At 62.6% G+C, this 22,352-nt stretch carries 12 protein-coding genes, 2 tRNA genes and 3 rRNA genes; 10 read left to right on the forward strand and 7 right to left on the reverse strand.

The annotated features are described in order from the left end of the window. Positions 1 to 43: 43 nt before the first annotated feature. From AT699_RS09420 to AT699_RS09430, 3 genes are read right to left on the reverse strand one after another with little or no spacing between them, the layout of a single operon-like run. Complete coding sequence (locus tag AT699_RS09420) at positions 44 to 316, reverse strand: YkgJ family cysteine cluster protein (RefSeq protein ID WP_024068310.1); 273 nt, start codon at positions 314 to 316, stop codon at positions 44 to 46. Between the two features lie 2 nt (positions 317 to 318). After that, positions 319 to 1,083 carry a YdcF family protein gene (locus tag AT699_RS09425; protein WP_006384031.1) on the reverse strand — a complete coding sequence of 255 codons (765 nt, stop codon included), beginning with the start codon at positions 1,081 to 1,083 and terminating at the stop codon, positions 319 to 321. Between the two features lie 15 nt (positions 1,084 to 1,098). Further along, the gene (locus tag AT699_RS09430) at positions 1,099 to 2,070 is read right to left on the reverse strand and encodes a glycosyltransferase family 9 protein (RefSeq protein ID WP_026382735.1); all 972 of its coding nucleotides are present in this window, start codon (positions 2,068 to 2,070) and stop codon (positions 1,099 to 1,101) included. 108 nt (positions 2,071 to 2,178) lie between these two features. Between AT699_RS09430 and msbA the strand changes: the two genes are divergently transcribed. The 4 genes from msbA to AT699_RS09450 all read left to right on the forward strand — a co-directional run bounded on the left by msbA (position 2,179) and on the right by AT699_RS09450 (position 7,934). Then, a complete protein-coding gene (msbA, locus tag AT699_RS09435) occupies positions 2,179 to 3,954 on the forward strand; it encodes a lipid A export permease/ATP-binding protein MsbA (protein ID WP_035181076.1) in 1,776 nt (591 codons plus the stop codon). Positions 3,955 to 4,004: 50 nt separating this feature from the next. Continuing rightward, on the forward strand, positions 4,005 to 5,822 hold the full coding sequence (locus AT699_RS09440; protein WP_006384027.1) for a monovalent cation:proton antiporter-2 (CPA2) family protein: 1,818 nt from the start codon (positions 4,005 to 4,007) through the stop codon (positions 5,820 to 5,822). A gap of 145 nt (positions 5,823 to 5,967) precedes the next feature. Further along, the gene (locus AT699_RS09445; RefSeq protein ID WP_006384026.1) at positions 5,968 to 6,195 is read left to right on the forward strand and encodes a hypothetical protein; all 228 of its coding nucleotides are present in this window, start codon (positions 5,968 to 5,970) and stop codon (positions 6,193 to 6,195) included. Positions 6,196 to 6,461: 266 nt separating this feature from the next. Next, the gene (locus AT699_RS09450; RefSeq protein WP_024068312.1) at positions 6,462 to 7,934 is read left to right on the forward strand and encodes a sensor domain-containing diguanylate cyclase; all 1,473 of its coding nucleotides are present in this window, start codon (positions 6,462 to 6,464) and stop codon (positions 7,932 to 7,934) included. Between the two features lie 90 nt (positions 7,935 to 8,024). Here AT699_RS09450 and AT699_RS09455 read toward each other — a convergent pair whose 3' ends face one another. Together AT699_RS09455 and rng are read right to left on the reverse strand one after the other, a co-directional pair. Beyond that, positions 8,025 to 8,726: a DUF3053 domain-containing protein gene (locus AT699_RS09455; protein WP_006384024.1), complete on the reverse strand. Its 702-nt coding sequence runs from the start codon at positions 8,724 to 8,726 to the stop codon at positions 8,025 to 8,027. Positions 8,727 to 9,060: 334 nt separating this feature from the next. After that, the gene (gene rng / locus AT699_RS09460) at positions 9,061 to 10,524 is read right to left on the reverse strand and encodes a ribonuclease G (RefSeq protein ID WP_026384722.1); all 1,464 of its coding nucleotides are present in this window, start codon (positions 10,522 to 10,524) and stop codon (positions 9,061 to 9,063) included. A gap of 1,247 nt (positions 10,525 to 11,771) precedes the next feature. Between rng and AT699_RS09465 the strand changes: the two genes are divergently transcribed. The 5 genes from AT699_RS09465 to rrf all read left to right on the forward strand — a co-directional run bounded on the left by AT699_RS09465 (position 11,772) and on the right by rrf (position 17,105). Then, positions 11,772 to 13,302: ribosomal RNA gene (locus tag AT699_RS09465) — 16S ribosomal RNA — on the forward strand. 130 nt (positions 13,303 to 13,432) lie between these two features. Beyond that, positions 13,433 to 13,509: transfer RNA gene (locus tag AT699_RS09470), tRNA-Ile, on the forward strand. A gap of 30 nt (positions 13,510 to 13,539) precedes the next feature. Next, positions 13,540 to 13,615, forward strand: a tRNA-Ala gene (locus tag AT699_RS09475). Between the two features lie 296 nt (positions 13,616 to 13,911). Beyond that, a 23S ribosomal RNA gene (locus AT699_RS09480) occupies positions 13,912 to 16,792 on the forward strand. Positions 16,793 to 16,992: 200 nt separating this feature from the next. Further along, positions 16,993 to 17,105: ribosomal RNA gene (gene rrf, locus AT699_RS09485) — 5S ribosomal RNA — on the forward strand. Together the 16S, 23S and 5S rRNA genes with 2 tRNA genes alongside form the textbook arrangement of a ribosomal RNA operon. A gap of 127 nt (positions 17,106 to 17,232) precedes the next feature. Here the strand turns inward: rrf and AT699_RS09490 are convergent. Next, positions 17,233 to 18,618, reverse strand: coding sequence for a sigma-54-dependent transcriptional regulator (locus AT699_RS09490; protein WP_058207274.1), 1,386 nt, complete (start codon positions 18,616 to 18,618; stop codon positions 17,233 to 17,235). A 101-nt stretch (positions 18,619 to 18,719) separates the two neighbouring features. Then, positions 18,720 to 20,648, reverse strand: coding sequence for a sensor histidine kinase (locus AT699_RS09495; protein ID WP_232254235.1), 1,929 nt, complete (start codon positions 20,646 to 20,648; stop codon positions 18,720 to 18,722). 295 nt (positions 20,649 to 20,943) lie between these two features. Here AT699_RS09495 and AT699_RS09500 point away from each other — a divergent pair, with 295 nt between their 5' ends. Next, the gene (locus AT699_RS09500; protein WP_058207275.1) at positions 20,944 to 22,284 is read left to right on the forward strand and encodes a dicarboxylate/amino acid:cation symporter; all 1,341 of its coding nucleotides are present in this window, start codon (positions 20,944 to 20,946) and stop codon (positions 22,282 to 22,284) included. Positions 22,285 to 22,352 lie beyond the last annotated feature (68 nt).

The following is a 22,352-nucleotide window of genomic DNA, read 5'->3' on the forward strand; positions in this document are numbered from 1 at the left end:
CGCCAGCAAAAAAAAACGGGACCGCAAGGTCCCGTTTTCGCTTTCAATGCGTCGGCGCCGTGGCCCGTTCCAGTTCCCCCAGCCAGCGGATCGCATATTCGCGCTCGGATCCGCACATTTCGGGCTGGGCCTGCAGCCCGCCGCAGAAAGCCGGACGCTCGGGCTGGCCGAAGAGGGCGCAACGCATGTCCGGCAGCAGCTGGATACAGGGCACGCCTGCCGGCTTGCCGTCGGGCATGCCGGGGATCGGCCGCGTGATCGACGGCGCGATGCAACAGGCGCCGCACCCTGGCCGGCACGCCAGCGAGGCCGGCATCTTCAGACCCACCCGCGCAACCAGTAGACGAACAGGCCGGCGTATTCCTTGATGATGGAGCGGCTGGCGTCGAACGTGCGCTGGTCGGGCAGCCACGGGTTCAGCGAACCGTCGGCGGGCGCCACGATCTGCGGGGGCGCGGGCGCGGCGATGGCGATCACGCCCTGCTTGGAGAACGCCGCCATGGCGCGCGGCATGTGCAGGGCGGACGTGACCAGCAGCACCTTGCCGATGCCGCGGGTCTTGAGCTGGTCTTCGGTCAGGGCCGCATTCTCGTAAGTGGTGCGGCTGGCGTTTTCCAGGATCAGGGCCGATTCCGGCACGCCCTGTTGGCGGATGGCGTGGGCCATGCCGCGCGCCTCGCTCACGTCGCCTTCCAGCGCGCCGCCCGACAGCACCACCTTGGGCGCCCGGCCCGCCAGGTAGAGCTGGGCCGCGGTGTCGACGCGCACCACGGCGGTGTCCTTGTCGTAGGGCAGGAACCAATTGGCGCGGCCATTGGCGGTATTGCCGCCCAGCACCACGATGGCGTCGGCGGTGGGAGACTCGGCGGGCGGCAGGTGCGGATAGCGGTTTTCCAGCGCGCCGCCGAGCCAGAGCGAGGTCACCGGAAGCGACCACGCCAGCGCCCACAGCAGGCCGGCGAGGATCAGGGCGCCGCCGGTCTTGCGCAGCCGGAACAGGCCCAGCACCAGGCCGACCACCACCAGGGTCAGGCACAGGTTGTAGGGAATGATCAGATTCGTGAGGTAGCTCGACATGGTCATTTCAAGACAAACTGTTTACCGCGCATCGTCCAGCATGGCGTTGGCCTGCTGTTGCACCGCCTCGGCGGATGGCCATGCCGTTTCCGAACCGATGCACACCGCCCGGGGCGACCACGGTCCGGTCCGGCCGGGGCGGGTGACGCCGAATAGCGTGAGTTCCCGCGCGCCGGCCGCCGCGGCGACGTGCGAAACGCCGGAATCGTTGCAGACCACCAATGCTGCTTTGGTCGTCAACGCGGCGAACGCGCCCAGGGACAAGGGAGGCAGCAACTGCGCGCTCGGGGCATTGCGCCGGGCTTCGTCGGTTTCCGCCGGAGGGGGGCACATTACCACGGTATGGCCCCGTGCCTGCAAGGCGCGGGTAAGTGTATCGAATCCTGGCCACACCTTGATCTTTCCCTTGTGCAGCCCGGTGGCCGTGGGCGCGATCAGGACGAAGCGCTGCCCGGCCAGGCCCGCCGCCTCCAGGGCCAGGTCGGCGGCGCCCTGGTGCGTTGGCGTCAGGGGCAGGTCGAGTGTGGGAGCCGGGTCGGCGGGGCCGGTGGGCAGACCCCAGCGGGCCAGCGCTTCGCGTGTCAGGTGATGCCAGGACTGCACCGCGTGCAGGGCGGCGTCCGGCTTGGCCACCGGCCAGCGCAACAGGAAGCTGCGGCCGTCGTCGCGATAGCCCGCCGATGGCACTCCCGCCAGCCGGAACACCAGCGCGCTGGACAGCGAATCCGGCAACAACAGGCCGCGGGCGCGCCGGCCCTCGGCGCCCAGGGCGCGGCGATGGGCGCTGACCGTGGCTCTATCCGGCCCCACTTTTCCCAGCATCGGCAGGAACTCCCGTTTGTCGATCCCGTCCAACAGGTCCCGCGCCCAGGGGCGGGCACAGATAACCAGGGGCAAGCCGGCGGCCTGCAAGGCCCGCAGGCTGGGCAGGCTCATGCAGACATCGCCCACCCAATTGGGCAGGCGGACGTAGAGGCAACTGATTTCGGACATGGACAGGCGCACCGCGCGATAGGAACTGAAAGGGGGACGCCCGGCCCCGCGCGGCAACGCGTAGCCAGTACAATCCGGGGCACAATTGTATAAAAGCGAGTGATTCCATTGAATTCTGCCGCACGCAACGCGCCCGCAGGCTCCCAGCCTGTCAAAGCTGAACTCTGGAGCCGAATCTATAGCCGGGTCGGTTCCTACTGGAAGGGGCTGGTGCTGGCGACCCTGCTGATGGCCGGCGCCGCCGCCACGCAGCCCACGCTGGCCGTCATTATGCAGCCCCTGCTGGACGACGGCTTCTCGGGCGCCAAACCGTACTATGTCTGGGCGCTGCCGCTGGCGGTGGTCGGGTTGATCTTCTTGCGCGGCGTCTGCAACTTCTTCAGCGACTACCTGCTGGCCTGGGTCGCCAACAACGTTCTGCTGGGCATGCGGCGCGACATGTTCGAACGCCTGCTGGGCCTGCCCGACGCCGATTTCAAGCGCGGCGACACCGGCCGCCTGCTGAACCGATTCACCATCGACGCGGGCAACGTCACCGGCTACGCCACCGACGTCATCACGGTGCTGGTGCGTGAAACCCTGGTGGTCATCGCCCTGATCTGCGTGCTGCTGTACACCTCGTGGGTGCTGACCCTGATCATCCTGATCATGCTGCCCGTCTCGGTGCTGATCGCGCGCACCTTCATCAAGCGCCTGCGCCGCATCAACCGCGACACCGTCAACATGAACGCCGAACTGACCCGGGTGGTCAGCGAGGGCATCGACGGCCAGCGCGTCATCAAGCTGTTCGACGGCTACGAGGTCGAACGCGGCCGCTTCGATTTCGTCAGCAGCCGCCTGCGCCGCTTCGCCATGCGCACCGCCACCGCCGACGCCGCCCTGACGCCCCTGACGCAGGTGTGCATCTCGATCTCGGTGGGCGCGGTCATCGCCGTCGCCTTGGGCCAGGCCAACAACGGCTCGCTCACGGTCGGCAGCTTCGCCTCCTTCATGGCCGCGCTGGCGCAGATCTTCGACCCCATCAAGCGCCTGACCAACCTGGCCGCGCGCATGCAGAAGATGCTGGTGTCGGCCGAAAGCGTGTTCACCCTGATCGACCAAGTGCCCGAAAGCGACACCGGCACGCGCGAACTGCCCGAGCCCGTGCGCGGCAAGGTGGAGTTCCGCAACGTCACCCACCGCTTCGCCGACGCCGACCGCGACACCGTCAATGACGTGTCCTTCGTGGTCGAACCCGGCCAGACCGTGGCGCTGGTGGGACGCTCCGGCAGCGGCAAGACCACGCTGGTCAACATGCTGCCGCGCTTCGTGCTGGCCGACAGCGGCGCCATCTACGTCGACGACGTGCCGATCAACGACCTTAAGCTGCGCAGCCTGCGGTCGCACCTGTCGCTGGTCAGCCAGGACGTGGTGCTGTTCGACGACACCATCGCCGCCAACGTCGGCTACGGCGCCCTGGGCGAAGCCAGCGAGCAGCAGGTGCGTGACGCGCTGGCCGCCGCCAACCTGCTCGATTTCGTCGAAGGCCTGCCGCAGGGCATCAATACGCCGGTGGGCGAAAACGCCGCCCGCCTGTCCGGCGGCCAGCGCCAACGCCTGGCGATCGCCCGCGCCCTGATCAAGAACGCGCCGATCCTGATCCTCGACGAGGCCACCTCCGCCCTCGACAACGAGTCCGAACGCCAGGTGCAGGCCTCGCTCGAGCGCCTGATGAAGGGGCGCACGACGCTGGTCATCGCGCACCGCCTGTCCACGGTGCAGAACGCCGACCGCATCATCGTGCTGGACGCCGGCAAGATCGTCGAGCAGGGCGCCCACGCCGAGCTGCTGGCCGCCGACGGCCTGTACGCCTCGCTCTACAACATGCAGTTCCGCGAAGACTGATCGCGTGCGCGGCGCCCGGGGCGCCGCGCCAGGCCACCCAGGAGCCGCCCATGTCCCTGCCCGCAGAAGGCAACCAGCTGGTCAACGTCGTCGTCCTGCTGGGCGCGGCGGTGGTGGCGGTGCCCTTGTTCAAGCGCCTGGGACTCGGTTCCGTCCTGGGTTACCTGGCCGCCGGCCTGGCCATCGGCCCGTTCGGCATCGGCTGGTTCTCCGACCCCCGTTCCATCCTGCATGTGGCCGAACTCGGCGTGGTGATGTTTCTGTTCATCATCGGCCTGGAAATGCAGCCGTCGCGACTATGGAAGCTGCGCGGGGAAATCTTCGGCCTGGGCGTGGCCCAGGTGGTGGCCTGTGGCGCGCTGTTGACGGCGGTCGGCCTGTTGGCCGGATTGTCGGGGCCGGCGGCCTTCATGGCGGCGATGGGTTTCGTGCTGTCGTCCACCGCCATCGTCATGCAGATACTGGGCGAGCGCGACGAGACCGCCAGCGCCCAGGGCCAGCGCATCGTTTCCATCCTGCTGCTCGAAGACCTCGCCATCGTGCCCTTGTTGGCCCTGGTGGCGTTGTTGGCGCCGGCAGGCACCACCGAGCATGGCGATCCCTGGCTGCAGGCGGCCATCGCCATCGGTTGCGTCCTGGCGCTGCTGGCGGCCGGGCGCTGGTTGCTCAACCCCTTGTTCCGCCTGTTGGCGGCCGCGCATGCCCGCGAAGTGATGACCGCCGCCGCGCTGCTGGTGGTGCTGGGCGCGGCGCTGCTGATGGAATTGGGCGGCCTGTCGATGGCCATGGGCGCCTTCCTGGCCGGCGTGTTGCTGTCCGAGTCCACCTTCCGCCATCAGCTGGAGGCCGAGGTCGAGCCGTTCCGCGGCATCCTCCTGGGCCTGTTCTTCCTGGGCGTCGGCATGTCGCTGGACCTGGCCGCGGTGGCGCGTGAATGGCAGTTGATCCTGGCGGGCGTGCTGGTCTTCATGCTGGTCAAATCGGTGGGCGTCTACCTGGTCGCCCGACTGTTGCGCGCCAGCCATGCCGAGGCCGTGACCCGCGCGGCGTTGTTGGCCCAAGGGGGCGAATTCGCCTTCGTGCTCTACGGCGCCGCCGCGGCCGCGGGCATCTTCGATGCGCACCTGGCCGCCGTGCTGATCGCCGTGGTCATCATTTCCATGGCCTTGACGCCCTTGTGCGTACTGGCGCTGCGCTGGCTGCTGCCCAAACCCGTCCCCTCGATGGAAGGGGTGGACGTGGCCCGGGACCTGGAAGGTTGCGCGCTGATCGTGGGTTTCGGCCGTTTCGGCCAGATCGTGACGCAGGCAATGCTGGCGCGCGACATGAAGGTCTCGATCCTGGATATCGACACCGATGCCATCCGCGCGGCCGCCAAATGGGGCGTCAAGGTTTATTACGGGGACGGTACCCGCATCGACATGCTGCGCACGGCCGGCGCCGAAACCGCCAAGGCCATCCTGATCTGCATCGACAATCCGCAGTCAGTCAACCACATGGTCAAGCTGATCAAATCGGAATTCCCCCTGGTGCAACTGGTGGTGCGGGCCTATGACCGCATCCATTCCCTGGCGCTGGCCAGGGAAGGGGTCGACTACCAGGTGCGCGAGACCCTGGAATCGGCCCTGGTTTTCGGCGAAGCCGCGCTGCGCGCCATCGGCGTGCCGCCGGACGAAGCCGCCGACGTGGTGGCGGACGTGCGCAAGCGGGACACCGACCGGTTCGAGCTGGAGGTGGCCGGCGGCCTGTTCGCCGGGCGCTCGCTGCTGTACGGCAACATGACCGGCCCGGCGGATGGCAGGAACGACCAGCCGGACCGTGAAACCGTGGCGCCGGCCGGGCATGCGGAGCCTGGCGCGCCGGCATGACCGCCGTATGACAAGCGACCTGTATCGCGTATTACAGCCTCTTTGCATTACTTTACGCATCATTTCACGCGCAAGTCCGATCGGCTGAGGTAGATTTAGCTTCAAGCGCGCTCCACTTCCGGAGCGTTTCTGCCAGGGGGCTGCCATGCTGCAATCGGATCGGATTTCCACGACCCCGCAAGCGGTCGCGCTTGAGCTTGCACGCCGTCAAGCCACGACCCTGCGTTGCGGGTTTTGCGCGGGCGCCATGCGCCAGCTCGTCCTGTCGGCGGGCGGGGCCGGCCCCGCCTGGGCCATCAGCGCCCATCGCGAAACCGACAAGGCGCGCGGCGCCAAGGCCTTCCCCTTCCGGATCGCCGCCACGCTGTCCTGACGCGCTGGCCCGGCCGCGCGGCCGTGGGGGGCGCGTGGCCGGCTGCCATCGCCACGCGGCGCTTGCCGGCCTGGCGCCACCAGGCAAGATGCCCGGTCGGCGCCATGCCGATACGGCTTTCGATATCGATCGGTACGCCCCGGCGTGGATCCGCCGACGCCGTTCCTGGCTGTGAACGGGCGCCATCTTGCATGGTCGCCCGCGCTTGCGGCATCATGACCCGTAAAAGGCATGACACCCCGCCGCGATCGCGAAGGAGCGCCGTATTGAAGTCCCATGGGTTTCTACATCGCAGCCTGTACGCCCTCGCGGGGTTGATCGCCATCGGCATCTGCGCCGCCTCGATCGCGTTGCTCTGGACGGACCGGCGCATCACCTGGAACCTCGCCTACGTCGCCGCCGGCAACCTGACGGAAGTGCTGTCGGCCGACATCAGCCGCACCATTCGCGTCTATGACCTGTCGCTGCAAGGCGTCATTGAACGCCTGCAAGAGCCGGGTATCGAAGACCTGCCACGCGGCACCCTGCATCGCTTCCTGTTCGACCGCGCCGCCAGCGCCGAGTACCTTGGCACCATCCTCATCCTGGACCGCGACGGAAACGTCCGCTACGACTCACAGAGTCTCGATCCTCCCATCGCCAATTTCGCCGACCGCGACTTCTTCCAGGTCCATCGCGACAGGCCCGACGCCGGCATGTATGTCAGCCGTCCGTACCTCAGCCGCTTGCGCGGCGGCGACGAGAGCATCGGCATCAGCCGCCGGCTTGCCGCGCCCGACGGCAGCTTCGCCGGCGTGGTCACCGGGTCGCTGCGCCTGGCCTATTTCCGCGAGCGCTTCGCCGGGCTGTCGATCGGCCCGCGCGATTCCATCACCATCTTCCGCAACGATGGCGCGGTGCTCGCGCGCACGCCTTATTCCTCCGCGGACCTGGACGCCGACATCGGCCAGGAACCGGACTTCCAGCAATTCCTGATCCGCCGCGAAGGCGTGTTCGTCGGCGCGCTGGCTCCGGATGGCGTCGACCGTCTTTATACCTTCGACAGCGTGCCCGGCACGCCGCTGGTCATCGACGTCGCGATGGCGGTCGACGAAGTCCTGGCGCCATGGGAACGACGGGCGATGCTGGTCATCCCCATCACCCTGGCGCTGTTCGCCTCGGTGGTGGCGCAGGTCGTGCTGTACCGGCGCGAGACGCGGTTGCGCCTGGAAGTGGAGACCAGGCTTGAAAAAGAGGCCCAGACCGATGGCCTGACAGGCATTGCCAACCGCCGCACCTTCGATGAAGCACTGGCGCGCGAATGGGCCAGCGCGGGCCGCGACGGCGAACCCTTGTCACTGCTGTTTCTCGACGCCGACCGCTTCAAGCTCTACAACGACCGCTATGGTCACCAGGAGGGCGACGAGCTGCTCAAGATACTGGCGCTGACCGTGCGCGGCAAGGCGCGGCGCCCTCGCGACCTGGCGGCGCGCTATGGCGGCGAGGAGTTCGTGGCACTGTTGCCCAATACCCCGCTCGAGCATGCGATCGACATCGCCGAACGCATACGCCAGGCCGTGGTCGGCCTGCACGCGCAGCACGAAGACAACGAAGGCGGCATTGTCACCGTCAGCATCGGCGTGGCCACCGCGGTGCCCCGGCCGGGCGACGAAGTCGCCGCCCTGGTTGAAGCCGCCGATGCGGCCGTCTACCGTGCCAAGGAGGCCGGGCGCAACCGCGTCGTGGCTGCCGGCCCATGACGGGCGTCGGCCTGTCGCCGCCGTCGCGGACGCCAAGAAAAACGGGACGGCCGTTGCAAGGACCGTCCCGTCGAGATGCCAGCGAGGCGCTCAGCGGCCGAGCATGACGGCCTGCAGGCGAGTTTGCGCCTGTTGCACCTTCTGCGCCTGGGCGGTCAATTCCTGCAGCAGCTTGTTCAGCTCGGCCAGCACGGCCGGGTCCTGCACCCGCGGCGCCGGGCCCGTCAGGTCGATCTGCGCCTTGTGCGTTTCGACGTATTCCGCCACCTTGAGGCTGCTGTCCAGCGTGCCGCTGATTTGCGGCAACACTTCGCGGAAGGTGTCGGCCGGCACCGTCACCGTCTTGGCGTAGGCCTTGTCATACACCGCCTTCAGGTCGTCGGGCTGCTTCAGTTGCGCGCGCGCCGCGTCCGCCTTGGCCTGCTCCTTGGTCAGGGCCTCGCCCATGTCCTTGAGCGCGGTCTGCACCGTCTTGATGTCGTCGCGCCGGGCCACCACGTCGTTCAGCGAACGCACGGCGCCCTTCTGCATGAGGCTGCCCATCGGCTTGACCGAAGCGTCCATGCCGGCGTTGAAATCGGTGATCACCGCATACTGCGCGGCGTAGTCACCGAAGGACTTCTTCTCTTCTTCCGTCAGCTGCGGCACGCGCACGCCCGGCTTGTCGACGATGCGGGTCTGCAGGAACTGCGTGAACGCCGCGCGTTGCTCAGGCTCCTTGTTGCCGCAAGCGGTCAGCGCCAGCGGCAACGCCAGGGCCAGCAGCACGAAAGGACGGAATAGGGATTTCATTACGTGATTCTCCGGAAAACATGGGAAATGGCGCGCCCCTTTTAAAACCGGGGGTGGCCAGCCGGGGGCGAGCTTATCGGGTCGTGGCCTTCGTCGCCATTGGTTTCAAACTTCATTTCAATCGAAGTGCCAAGATACAAAATTCACACACATTGACGTGAAAATTTGCATGGCAGCTGGTACGCGCGAGCGGGCGTAGGCAGGGCGGAGTACGGCCGCCATGAAGGATGGTCACGATGGAATAAGGTCGCCATGAAAGAAGAAAGCCGCTGTCGCGGCTTTCCGGCATCACAGATCATGGAGTACCGGCCATGGGCCGGCAAGGCTGCGGGTTTCAAACTAGGATGATGTCGTACTTTTCCTGCGAATACGTGCTCTCGACTTCCAGCGACACCCGCTTGCCCACGAAATCGCCCAGCATCGCCAGGTGCTGGCTTTCCTCTTCCAGGAACAGGTCCACCACGTCCTGCGACGCCAGGATGCGGAATTCCTTGGGATTGAACTGGCGCGCCTCGCGCAGGATCTCGCGCAGGATCTCGTAGCAGACCGTGCGCGGCGTGCGCACGTTACCGCGCGACTCGCACATGGGGCAGGGCTCGCACAGCTGGTGCGCCAGCGAATCACGGGTGCGCTTGCGCGTCATTTCCACCAGGCCCAGCTGCGTGAAGCCATTGACCGTCATGCGGGTGCGGTCGCGCGCCAGCGCCTTCTTCAGTTCGGCCAGCACGGTCTCGCGGTGCTCCTGTTCCTCCATGTCGATGAAGTCCAGGATCACGATGCCGCCCAGGTTGCGCAGCCGCAATTGACGGGCAATGGCCTGCGCGGCTTCCAGATTGGTCTTGAAGATGGTGTCGTCGAAGTTGCGGCCGCCGACGAAGCCGCCGGTATTGACGTCGACCGTGGTCAACGCCTCGGTCTGGTCGATGATCAGGTAGCCGCCCGACTTCAGGTCGACGCGGCGCGACAGGGCCCGCGCAATCTCCTCGTCGACGTTGGCCGTATCGAACAGGGGGCGCTCTCCGCTGTAATGCTGGATGCGATCGACCACGGAAGGCGTATAGACGCGGGCCCATTCCAGCATCGCCGCGGTGGTGGTGCGCGAGTCGACCAGGATGGCGCCCGTCGACGGCCCCACCATGTCGCGCAGCACTCTCTGCGCCAGTGTCAGGTCCTGGTGCAGCAGCGCCGGCGCCGGTTGGGTGCGGGCCGCGGCCTGCACACTGGTCCAGAGCTTGCGCAGGTATTCCAGGTCGGCCGCCAATTCCTCGTCATTGGCGCCTTCGGCCTGGGTGCGCACGATGAAGCCGCCTTTTTCCTCGCTAGGCATCAACGCCTGCAGCCGCTCGCGCAGTTGGATGCGCTCGGACTCCGAGTCGATCTTCTGCGAAATGCCGATGTGCGGATCGTGCGGCAGGTATACCAGCATGCGGCCGGCCATGCTGATCTGCGTCGACAGGCGGGCGCCCTTGGTGCCCAGGGGATCCTTGACCACCTGGACCATGATGGTCTGCCCCTCGAACAGCAGTTTTTCGATGGGCGTCGGCGTCAGGCCCTGGCTGCGCTCGCCCCGGTTCTCGCGCAGGTCCGCGATGTGGATGAAGGCGGCCCGCTCCAGGCCGATGTCGATGAAGGCGCTCTGCATGCCCGGCAGCACCCGGACCACGCGTCCCAGGTAGATATTGCCGACGTGCCCGCGCTGGATGCTGCGTTCCACGTGCAGCTCCTGCACCGACCCTTGCTCGACCAGCGCGACGCGGGTCTCGAAAGGCGTGACGTTGATCAGGATATCTTCGCTCAACGCGATGGTGGGGGGCATGGGGGCATCTTCTCCAAGTTAAGGGCAGTGCGGCGCAAGGCGAATAGTAAACGTACCGGCGCGCCGGGCAAGCGGCGCGGCGCCCGGCTGGCGAGATCGCCTATCCATATGGATAGGGGGGCGAGGGAAGCGCCCTATATCTATATAGATAGGGAAGACTGCGCCATCGGCACGCGGGCACACAACGCTATCTATATAGAGAGACGAGGCGTTGGACAAGTGCGCGAGCAGGGGACGGAAGGCCCGCGGGCGGCTTGCGTTCCGACGTCCTGCAAAATTCATCAGTCTTTTTGCGTCCGGCGTGTGACAGTCGAAAATTCTGTGCTATAGTCTCGCTCCTTCGCAGTTCAAGCAGTTTGTTGAGCGGCGGGGCCAGGCAAGTGCAACGGATCCGAGGGCTACGGCAAGCGGATCTGCCGCAGGGCAGCAAGGCGGTGAGTCAGCGATGATTCTCTCGAACCGGCGGTCGGCGAATTTTGCATAGGATGGTGCGAATCAGGCAGAAGCCAGTTGCACGATCTGCAAAAATTGTGCTATAGTCTTGGGCTTGGCTGGTGACAGCGAATCAGGGTTTACCCGGTAGGGTGGTCTGGTCAGCGTTGCAAGCCAGCTGGAGCGGTAACCAACCTCCGAAGCGATTCGGGGCTGCTGCGAAGTGAAGCGATTCACGAAGCGGCGGGGTTGCAAGATAGGGTGCAAGTTAGGCAAAAGCCGGTTGCATAATCTGCAAAAGTTGTGTTATAGTTTCAGGCTTGGCAGTTACCGAAAACTTAGGGTTAACCCTGATATTTCGATAGCTGCTAAAGAGAAAGCCGGGTGCGAGCCTGGTGAGACCTGAAGAGGTCGTAGGCAAGGCAGCGAAGTGAAGCAAGCGACGCTGACTTGACAAACGATAAAAACTTCTTCATAATCTCGTTTCTCTGCTGCTGACACAGCGATCGACGCGAAAGCGAAATCGCCGAAGAAAGCGGAAGATGCAGTAAGTAGTTTGGTAGTACAGAATTTGGCAGTACCGCTCTTTAACAATTAAACAACCGATAAGTGTGGGCGCTTGATGCGGGTGCACAGTGACTGGGTTTTAAACCCTTTCACAAGCACAATGAAATCAAGTGCTCACTAGAAGTGAAGTACCTTAGATGTCAAGTCTAAGCACATACCTCACTTCCTTTGAGTAGCGACGTATGACTCGGTTCTTCGGAACTAAGAAATACGAAACAAATACAGAGATTAAACTGAAGAGTTTGATCCTGGCTCAGATTGAACGCTAGCGGGATGCCTTACACATGCAAGTCGAACGGCAGCACGGACTTCGGTCTGGTGGCGAGTGGCGAACGGGTGAGTAATGTATCGGAACGTGCCCAGTAGCGGGGGATAACTACGCGAAAGCGTAGCTAATACCGCATACGCCCTACGGGGGAAAGCAGGGGATCGCAAGACCTTGCACTATTGGAGCGGCCGATATCGGATTAGCTAGTTGGTGGGGTAACGGCTCACCAAGGCGACGATCCGTAGCTGGTTTGAGAGGACGACCAGCCACACTGGGACTGAGACACGGCCCAGACTCCTACGGGAGGCAGCAGTGGGGAATTTTGGACAATGGGGGAAACCCTGATCCAGCCATCCCGCGTGTGCGATGAAGGCCTTCGGGTTGTAAAGCACTTTTGGCAGGAAAGAAACGTCGCGGGTTAATACCTCGCGAAACTGACGGTACCTGCAGAATAAGCACCGGCTAACTACGTGCCAGCAGCCGCGGTAATACGTAGGGTGCAAGCGTTAATCGGAATTACTGGGCGTAAAGCGTGCGCAGGCGGTTCGGAAAGAAAGATGTGAAATCCCAGAGCTTAACTTTGGAACTGCATTTTTAACTACCGGGCTAGAGTGTGTCAGAGGGAGGTGGAATTCCGCGTGTAGCAGTGAAATGCGTAGATATGCGGAGGAACACCGATGGCGAAGGCAGCCTCCTGGGATAACACTGACGCTCATGCACGAAAGCGTGGGGAGCAAACAGGATTAGATACCCTGGTAGTCCACGCCCTAAACGATGTCAACTAGCTGTTGGGGCCTTCGGGCCTTGGTAGCGCAGCTAACGCGTGAAGTTGACCGCCTGGGGAGTACGGTCGCAAGATTAAAACTCAAAGGAATTGACGGGGACCCGCACAAGCGGTGGATGATGTGGATTAATTCGATGCAACGCGAAAAACCTTACCTACCCTTGACATGTCTGGAATGCCGAAGAGATTTGGCAGTGCTCGCAAGAGAACCGGAACACAGGTGCTGCATGGCTGTCGTCAGCTCGTGTCGTGAGATGTTGGGTTAAGTCCCGCAACGAGCGCAACCCTTGTCATTAGTTGCTACGAAAGGGCACTCTAATGAGACTGCCGGTGACAAACCGGAGGAAGGTGGGGATGACGTCAAGTCCTCATGGCCCTTATGGGTAGGGCTTCACACGTCATACAATGGTCGGGACAGAGGGTCGCCAACCCGCGAGGGGGAGCCAATCCCAGAAACCCGATCGTAGTCCGGATCGCAGTCTGCAACTCGACTGCGTGAAGTCGGAATCGCTAGTAATCGCGGATCAGCATGTCGCGGTGAATACGTTCCCGGGTCTTGTACACACCGCCCGTCACACCATGGGAGTGGGTTTTACCAGAAGTAGTTAGCCTAACCGCAAGGGGGGCGATTACCACGGTAGGATTCATGACTGGGGTGAAGTCGTAACAAGGTAGCCGTATCGGAAGGTGCGGCTGGATCACCTCCTTTCAGAGCTTAGTGCTCGTGTTAAGCGTCCACTCTTATCGGTTGTTTGATATAGCTGGGATCGGTTGTGGGCTTGGGTAGAGGGACTCCTCCCTGTGTCCATGACTTCTGACTACTGATCCGAGAAGGTTTTGGGTCTGTAGCTCAGTCGGTTAGAGCACCGTCTTGATAAGGCGGGGGTCGTTGGTTCGAATCCAACCAGACCCACCAAGTATTCGCAGGTAGAGATGCCGTGGATATGGGGGTGTAGCTCAGCTGGGAGAGCGCCTGCTTTGCAAGCAGGATGTCATCGGTTCGATCCCGTTCACCTCCACCAAGACCTGTGCCTGGTGGGATGTAGAGGCTAACTCATAGTGTCGTGCGGATAATATCTGCCCGGTCTTATGAGTTGGGTTTTACTCAACAGCTATATTCGTTCTTTAACAATCTGGAAGAAGCACAACGAAATGTGCTCATCGAGTAATCAGCTTGCTGATGAAGATGGGTACGGGTTGTGATTGCATTAATTTTGTTCCAAGTTCTCAAGACTGGGGTGAATAACCTCAGACTGCTTTGAAACTTATGAACGGCACAAACGCTAATACTCAGGTCCTATAGCCTACAGCGTTATAGGATCAAGCGACTAAGTGCATATGGTGGATGCCTTGGCGATCACAGGCGATGAAGGACGTAGTAGCCTGCGAAAAGCTGCGGGGAGCTGGCAAACAAGCTTTGATCCGCAGATATCCGAATGGGGAAACCCACTCCGTAAGGAGTATCCCTGACTGAATACATAGGTCAGTGGAAGCGAACCGGGTGAACTGAAACATCTCAGTAGCTCGAGGAAAAGAAATCAACCGAGATTCCGAAAGTAGTGGCGAGCGAAATCGGAAGAGCCTTCACGTTTTAGCATGCAAGATAGTCGAACGGAATGGAAAGTCCGGCCGTAGCAGGTGATAGCCCTGTAGACGAAATTTTGTGTGTGGAACTAAGCGTGAGAAAAGTAGGGCGGGACACGTGAAATCCTGTTTGAAGATGGGGGGACCATCCTCCAAGGCTAAATACTCGTGATCGACCGATAGTGAACCAGTACCGTGAGGGAAAGGCGAAAAGAACCCCGGAAGGGGAGTGAAATAGATCCTGAAACCGTATGCATACAAACAGTAGGAGCCTCCTTGTGGGGTGACTGCGTACCTTTTGTATAATGGGTCAGCGACTTACATTCAGTGGCAAGGTTAACCGAATAGGGAAGCCGTAGCGAAAGCGAGTCCGAATAGGGCGATTCAGTCGCTGGGTGTAGACCCGAAACCAGATGATCTATCCATGGCCAGGTTGAAGGCACGGTAACACGTGCTGGAGGACCGAACCCACTAATGTTGAAAAATTAGGGGATGAGCTGTGGATAGGGGTGAAAGGCTAAACAAATCTGGAAATAGCTGGTTCTCTCCGAAAACTATTTAGGTAGTGCCTCAAGTATTACTGCGGGGGGTAGAGCACTGTTATAGCTAGGGGGTCATGGCGACTTACCAAACTATGGCAAACTCCGAATACCCGCAAGTACAGCTTGGGAGACAGAGCACCGGGTGCTAACGTCCGGACTCAAGAGGGAAACAACCCAGACCGCCAGCTAAGGTCCCAAATTATCGCTAAGTGGGAAACGAAGTGGGAAGGCATAGACAGTCAGGAGGTTGGCTTAGAAGCAGCCATCCTTTAAAGAAAGCGTAATAGCTCACTGATCGAGTCGTCCTGCGCGGAAGATGTAACGGGGCTAAGCGATAAACCGAAGCTGCGGGTGTGTACTTTGTACACGCGGTAGGAGAGCGTTCTGTAAGCCTGCGAAGGTGGCTTGTAAAGGCTGCTGGAGGTATCAGAAGTGCGAATGCTGACATGAGTAGCGATAAAGGGGGTGAAAAGCCCCCTCGCCGTAAGTCCAAGGTTTCCTGCGCAACGTTCATCGGCGCAGGGTGAGTCGGCCCCTAAGGCGAGGCAGAGATGCGTAGCTGATGGGAAGCTGGTTAATATTCCAGCACCGTCGTACAGTGCGATGGGGGGACGGATCGCGGAAGATCATCAGGGTGTTGGATGTCCCTGTTGACATATCGAAGATGGCGCTTAGGCAAATCCGGGCGCGTAAATCAAGGGTATGGCACGAGCGAGCATTGCTTGCGAAGTGATTGGAAGTGGTTCCAAGAAAAGCCTCTAAGCTTCAGCTGTACGAGACCGTACCGCAAACCGACACAGGTGGACGGGATGAATATTCCAAGGCGCTTGAGAGAACTCAGGAGAAGGAACTCGGCAAATTGATACCGTAACTTCGGGAGAAGGTATACCCCGGTAGTGTGAAGCGCCTGCGCGCTTAGCATGATGGGGTCGCAGAGAATCGGTGGCTGCGACTGTTTATTAAAAACACAGCACTCTGCAAAGACGAAAGTCGACGTATAGGGTGTGACGCCTGCCCGGTGCCGGAAGGTTAAGTGATGGGGTGCAAGCTCTTGATCGAAGCCCCGGTAAACGGCGGCCGTAACTATAACGGTCCTAAGGTAGCGAAATTCCTTGTCGGGTAAGTTCCGACCTGCACGAATGGCGTAACGATGGCCACACTGTCTCCTCCTGAGACTCAGCGAAGTTGAAGTGTTTGTGATGATGCAATCTACCCGCGGCTAGACGGAAAGACCCCATGAACCTTTACTGTAGCTTTGCATTGGACTGTGAACCGGCCTGTGTAGGATAGGTGGGAGGCTTTGAAGCGTGGTCGCTAGATCACGTGGAGCCATCCTTGAAATACCACCCTGGTTTGTTTGCGGTTCTAACCTTGGTCCGTTATCCGGATCGGGGACAGTGCATGGTGGGCAGTTTGACTGGGGCGGTCTCCTCCCAAAGTGTAACGGAGGAGTTCGAAGGTACGCTAGGTACGGTCGGAAATCGTGCTGATAGTGCAATGGCATAAGCGTGCTTGACTGTGAGACTGACAAGTCGAACAGGTGCGAAAGCAGGACATAGTGATCCGGTGGTTCTGAATGGAAGGGCCATCGCTCAACGGATAAAAGGTACTCTGGGGATAACAGGCTGATACCGCCCAAGAGTTCATATCGACGGCGGTGTTTGGCACCTCGATGTCGGCTCATCTCATCCTGGGGCTGTAGCCGGTCCCAAGGGTATGGCTGTTCGCCATTTAAAGAGGTACGTGAGCTGGGTTTAAAACGTCGTGAGACAGTTTGGTCCCTATCTGCCGTGGGCGTTGGATACTTGACGGAGCCTGCTCCTAGTACGAGAGGACCGGAGTGGACGTACCTCTGGTGTACCGGTTGTCATGCCAATGGCATTGCCGGGTAGCTAAGTACGGAAGAGATAACCGCTGAAGGCATCTAAGCGGGAAACTCGTCTGAAGATTAGGTATCCCGGGGACTTGATCCCCCTGAAGAGTCGTTCGAGACCAGGACGTTGATAGGTCGGGTGTGGAAGCGCAGTAATGCGTTAAGCTAACCGATACTAATTGCTCGTGAGGCTTGATCCTATAACACTGATGGTTATGACCTGGTGGTATAGCGTTCCAAGTGTCGTTCAATACAAAATCTGGCTGCCCCGTCAGCAGCCAGCCAACACCAATTACACCCCCTGTGGGGGATCATCGAGACACTCTCTGATCCCCACACGTTGCGCTTCTTCCAAGATTGGAGCGGTTGTCCCTCAAAGACAATCTCTCAACCCGTTACGCCTGACGACCATAGCAAGGTGGTACCACTCCTTCCCATCCCGAACAGGACAGTGAAACGCCTTTGCGCCGATGATAGTGGACGGACGTCTGTGAAAGTAGGTCATCGTCAGGCTTTTATTGCTCAAAACCCCATAGGCTCGCGCCTGTGGGGTTTTGTTTTTTGCCCCAAAAGAACCCCCGTGCGGCTGGCGCCGCACGGGGGTTTTTACTTGATCCCACGGAAATTCAGCGCGGACGGTTCAGTTGGTGGCGCCGGTGTAATCCTGCCGATCGATGCCGTGGCGCTGCAGCTTGTCGTAGAAGGTCTTGCGCGGAATGCCCAACGCTTCCAGCGTGGCGCGCACATCGCCCTGGTGGGCGGCGAGGGCGTCGCGGATGAGTTGGGCCTCGAAGCGTTCCATCTTTTCCGGCAGGGTGCCTGGCGTGGTTTCCGCGGTTGGCGAGACTGCGGCCGGCGTGTTGAGCACGCCCAGCACGAAGCGCTCGGCGAAGTGGGCGAGTTCCCGCACGTTGCCGGGCCAGTCGTGCGTCAACAGGTGACGCTTGATGTCGGCCGGCATATCGGGAATGTCGCGTTGGAAGCGGCGCGAGGCGTGACCCAGATAATGGGCCAGCAGCAGTGGAATGTCCTCGCGGCGTTCGCGCAGCGGCGGGATACGGATGGTGACGACGTTGAGCCGGTAGAAGAGATCTTCACGGAATTTGGCGCGGATCGCGGGATTGCCCAGGTCTTCCTTGGTGGCGGCGACGACACGCAGATCCAGGTTGCGGACCTCGTTGCTGCCCAGCGGCGTGATCTGGCGGGATTCCAGTACCCGCAGCAGCTTGACCTGCACGGCGAGCGGCATGCTTTCGATTTCGTCCAGGAACAGCGTGCCGCCGCTGGCATGCTCGATACGCCCGATGCGGCGCTTCTGTGCGCCGGTGAAGGCGCCGGCCTCATGGCCGAACAGCTCACTTTCGATCACGCTTTCGGGTAGCGCGCCACAGTTGATCGCGACCAACGCCCGGTGACGGCGGCGGCTCAGGCGATGCAGGGCGGTGGCGACCACTTCCTTGCCCGTGCCGGTCTCGCCCTCCACCAGGACATCGACGTCCGCATCGGCGATGTGGCGCAAGGTCTGCTTGATGCGCTGCATGGCCGGTGTGGTGCCGATAAAGGGCACTTCATCGGCTTCGACGGCGAACGCCGCTTCGCGCAGGCGGCGGTTTTCAAGCACCAGGTGGCGCTTTTCGGCGGCGTGGGTGATGGCGGTGACGAGGCGGTCGGGCGGATAGGGCTTGGCCAGGAAATCATAGGCGCCGTCGCGCATGCATTGCACCGCCATGGCGATATCGCCATGGCCGGTAATGAGGATGACGGGAATTTCCGGATCGATGGCGCGCAGGCGCTGGAACAGTTGCAGGCCGTCGATATCGGGCATGCGAATGTCGGTGACCACCACGCCATCGAAATCACGATTCAAGGTGGCAAGCGCGCCGCGCGCGCTGGTGTGGGCTTGCACGTCGATACCGCGCAGCTTGAGTGTCTGCACGTTGGCGCGGCGCAGTTCGTCGTCGTCATCGATGAAAGCCACCAGGGGCGCCGGCCGGTTGTCGGCAGCCGCTTCGAACATTGCGGCCATGGCCGGCTCGGCCTCGGTGTGTTCCAGGTGTCTGGTGTCTGATGCCGGCGTCGCCGGATCGGGCCGGGTCGGCGGGCGGGAAGGGGAATCAGGAACGCGGGTCATGGATCGGCGGGCGGCGACTTGCGCAGCGTGAGGGTGAACATCGCGCCGCGGTCGGGACCGTGGGGCGCGGGAAAAATGGCGTCGCCGGGATGGGCGACACGCAGGTCGCCGCCGAACTCGGCGACGATGTCGCGCGAGATCACCAACCCCAGTCCGAGGCCTTCGGCCTTGGTCGTGTGGAACGGCGTGAACAGCCGGGCGCTGGTTTCGGCCGACAGACCCGGGCCGTTGTCGCTGACGAACAACTGCACCGATGCGCCCATGTCCTGCATGGCGACGACGATGCGGCCGTCGGCCCGGCCTTCAAGCGCATCCAGACCGTTCTGCAGCAGATTCACCATCACCTGCTCCAGACGGATGCGGTCGGCCCACACCCGATGATCCTGTTCGACGGGAGGCCGCTGCAGGACCACGCCCTGCCGCCTGGCGCGCGGGCCGACCAGCAGCAGCGCGCCGTCCAGCGCTTCCTGCAGGCTGGTGGGACCGACCGAGGCCCCGGCCTTGCGCGAAAAGGCTCGCAGTTCGCCGGTTATATGGCCGATGCGTTCTGTAAGCGAGGCGATGGTGGCCAGGTTTTCCTCGACCGAGGGATTGTCGCGCCGGCGCAGGAATTCGGCGGCGTTGTCGGCATAGGCGCGGATGGCGGCCACCGGCTGGTTGATTTCATGCGCCACGCCGGCGGCCACCTGTCCCAATAGCGCGAGCTTGCTGGCCTGCACCAGTTCGTCCTGCATGGTGTGCAGGCGCGCTTCGGTGCGTTGGCGTTCGTCCATCTGCGCGACCAATTGCTGATTGGCCGCGCGCAACTGCGCGGTGCGTTCCTCGACCTGCGCGGCCAGTTGCCGGCGTACGGCCAATTGCTGCGCGCTGCGCTCGCGGCTCCGGTGACGGCGGTACAGCAGGATGCCGATCACCGCGGACAGCACGCCTTGCGCCAGCAGCGCGCCCAGCTGCGCGTTGGCGGTGGCGCGGTTCAGGGCCGACTGCACCGGCGACAGCAGATGCAACGTCCAGCCCGGCGATTCGACAATGGGCAGCGTGGTGTGCAGCAGCGGCGCACTGGCCGGGATTTGCGGCAAGGCTTCGCCGGCCCGCACCAGTTGGCCGCCACTGAGGGTTTGCAGGGGCGGCTGCAACGGGAGTGGCTGGAACATGGCATCGCCGAACTGCAGGCTGGTGCGCAGGGTTTGGGCCAGGTCGGGCGCGAGCGGCGCCACGACGCGAAAGCGCCAGTCGGGCACGCTTCCCAGGAGCACCACGCCATGCTCGTCGGTGACGAAGATGGGCGCGTTCGACTGGCGCCAATCGGCCTCGAGATCGCGGAAATCGACTTTCAATACCACCACGCCCAGCATGGCGCCATTGGCGTCGTCCACACGGCGCGACAGGTACAGCCCGGCTTCGTGGCTGACCGTGCCCAGGGCGAAGTGTTCGGCCGAGCCATGTGCCACTGCGCCGCGGAAATACGGCCGGAACTGGTAGTCGACGCCGACGAAGGTGGCCGGCTCGCGCCAGTTGCTGGCGGCGATCGCATAGCCGCTGCGGTCCAGCACGTAGATTGCGGATGCGCCGACGCCGCGGCTCAAGGTATCGAGTTTCTCGTCCAGCGCTTCGATCTGCGCTGCCGAGGGCGCCTGCAGCGTGGCGCGCAGGTCCACGTCGCGCGTCAGGACGAAGGGCAGCGCGCGGAACTTGTCCAGGTTGTTGCGCAGCAGGGCGGCATTGATCTGTCCCGCGCTGCGGGCCTGCTGGTAGGCCTCCTTGAGCGCTCCTTCCCGCGCCCATTGACTGGCGGCGTGCAGGATGCCAAAGACGGCGGCCACCGCCACCAAGGCCAGCAGGATCCAGGCCCAGGCGGGAAGGCGGCGTGGGCCGATGGCGTCCGGGTCCGGCTGCGTCGGCGGGAAGGCTGAGGGGAGGGGCATGGTGTTGTGCGGTTTTTCGCACATTTTATCCGGTTTCTGTGCGGTATTTCGCTCGATATTTTATCGGTGTACCTTGGGGTGGAAAAAATTCCAAGTCGAATCAAACACTTGAGGCAGCGGCGAGGGAGGCCTGCTGCTGGCACGGGGTTTGCGTATGTCCCTCCAAGCCCGGCCACATCGCACACCGGGTGAAATCGGCCTGCGCCAATACGCAAGGCTCTAAAAGAGATAACGCCCCGATATCCGCTGCGCCACGACGCGGGGGAACAGGGGCCCCTGGTGGGGACAAATCCCAATGATCGAAGTGGATCAAGGCGCGCCTGCGCGCAAGCTCAAGTTCTATCAAATCCTGTACGTGCAGGTGCTGTTCGCCATTGTGGTCGGCATTCTGCTGGGCTATTTCAAGCCCGATCTCGGCCAGGCGATGCAGCCCCTGGGCGATGGCTTCATCAAGCTGGTGAAGATGATCATCGCGCCGGTGATCTTCCTGACGGTGGCGACCGGCATCGCGGCCATGAGCGACCTGAAGAAGGTCGGCCGGGTGGCCGGCAAGGCCATGCTGTACTTCCTGGTGTTCTCGACCCTGGCGCTGATCGTCGGCATGCTGGTGAGCCACCTTGTGCAGCCGGGCGCCGGCATGCACATCAATCCGGCCACGCTCGACCAGAAGGCGGTGTCGGGCTATGTCGCCAAGGCGCATGACTCGACCATCACTGGCTTCCTGCTGAACGTCATCCCCACCACGATCTTCAGCCCCTTCGTCGGCGGCGACATCCTGCAGGTGTTGTTCGTGGCGGTGCTGTTCGGCATCGCGCTGGCGCAGGTCGGCGAGCGCGGCAAGCCGGTGCTGGACTTCCTGACGGCGCTGGCCCAGCCCATCTTCAAGCTGGTCGCCATCCTGATGAAGGCCGCGCCCATCGGCGCATTTGGCGCGATGGCGTTCACCATCGGCAAGTACGGCATCAAGTCGATCATCAACCTGGCGATGCTGGTGGGCACGTTCTACGCCACTTCGGTGCTGTTCGTGGTCGTGGTGCTGGGCCTGGTGGCGCGCTACAACGGCTTCTCGATCCTGAAGCTGGTGCGCTACATCCGCGAAGAACTGCTCCTGGTGCTGGGCACGAGCTCGTCGGAAGCGGCACTGCCGACGCTGATGCAGAAGATGGAGCGCGCCGGCTGCTCGAAGTCGGTGGTCGGCCTGGTGGTGCCTACCGGGTATTCGTTCAACCTGGACGGCACCAACATCTACATGACGATGGCGGCGCTGTTCATCGCCCAGGCCTGCGACATTCCGCTGTCGTTGGGCGACCAGATCCTGCTGCTGCTGGTGGCGATGCTGAGTTCCAAGGGCGCCGCGGGCGTGACGGGCGCCGGCTTCATCACGCTGGCAGCCACGCTGTCGGTGGTGCCGACCGTGCCGGTGGCCGGCATGGCGCTGATCCTGGGCGTGGACCGCTTCATGTCCGAATGCCGCGCGCTGACCAACCTGGTGGGTAACGCCACCGCCGCCGTGGTGGTGGCGCGCTGGGAAGGCGAGCTGGACAAGGACAAGTTGCATGCGGCGCTGGAAGGCGAGGCCCCGGCGCCCGGCGTGCAACCGCAGGCGATGGCGCAGGTGTCGACCTCGCAAAGCTGATCGCTGCCGCGGATCGCTACAAAAAAGCCCCCGGGATCGCCAAGGTCCCGGGGGCTTTTTTCATGTTG

The sequence above is a fragment of the Achromobacter xylosoxidans genome, from assembly GCF_001457475.1.
In the GTDB taxonomy this organism is placed as follows: Bacteria; Pseudomonadota; Gammaproteobacteria; order Burkholderiales; family Burkholderiaceae_B; genus Achromobacter; species Achromobacter xylosoxidans.

What these genes read in the sequence shown, in the direction of transcription:
- AT699_RS09430 (WP_026382735.1), bottom strand. Translation starts at nt 2,070, where the DNA reads ATGTCCGAAATCAGTTGCCTCTACGTCCGCCTGCCCAATTGGGTGGGC.
- AT699_RS09455 (WP_006384024.1), bottom strand. Translation starts at nt 8,726, where the DNA reads ATGAAATCCCTATTCCGTCCTTTCGTGCTGCTGGCCCTGGCGTTGCCG.
- AT699_RS09490 (WP_058207274.1), bottom strand. Translation starts at nt 18,618, where the DNA reads ATGGCCGCAATGTTCGAAGCGGCTGCCGACAACCGGCCGGCGCCCCTG.
- AT699_RS09440 (WP_006384027.1), top strand. Translation starts at nt 4,005, where the DNA reads ATGTCCCTGCCCGCAGAAGGCAACCAGCTGGTCAACGTCGTCGTCCTG.
- AT699_RS09425 (WP_006384031.1), bottom strand. Translation starts at nt 1,083, where the DNA reads ATGACCATGTCGAGCTACCTCACGAATCTGATCATTCCCTACAACCTG.
- AT699_RS09445 (WP_006384026.1), top strand. Translation starts at nt 5,968, where the DNA reads ATGCTGCAATCGGATCGGATTTCCACGACCCCGCAAGCGGTCGCGCTT.
- AT699_RS09420 (WP_024068310.1), bottom strand. Translation starts at nt 316, where the DNA reads ATGCCGGCCTCGCTGGCGTGCCGGCCAGGGTGCGGCGCCTGTTGCATC.
- AT699_RS09495 (WP_232254235.1), bottom strand. Translation starts at nt 20,648, where the DNA reads ATGCCCCTCCCCTCAGCCTTCCCGCCGACGCAGCCGGACCCGGACGCC.
- AT699_RS09500 (WP_058207275.1), top strand. Translation starts at nt 20,944, where the DNA reads ATGATCGAAGTGGATCAAGGCGCGCCTGCGCGCAAGCTCAAGTTCTAT.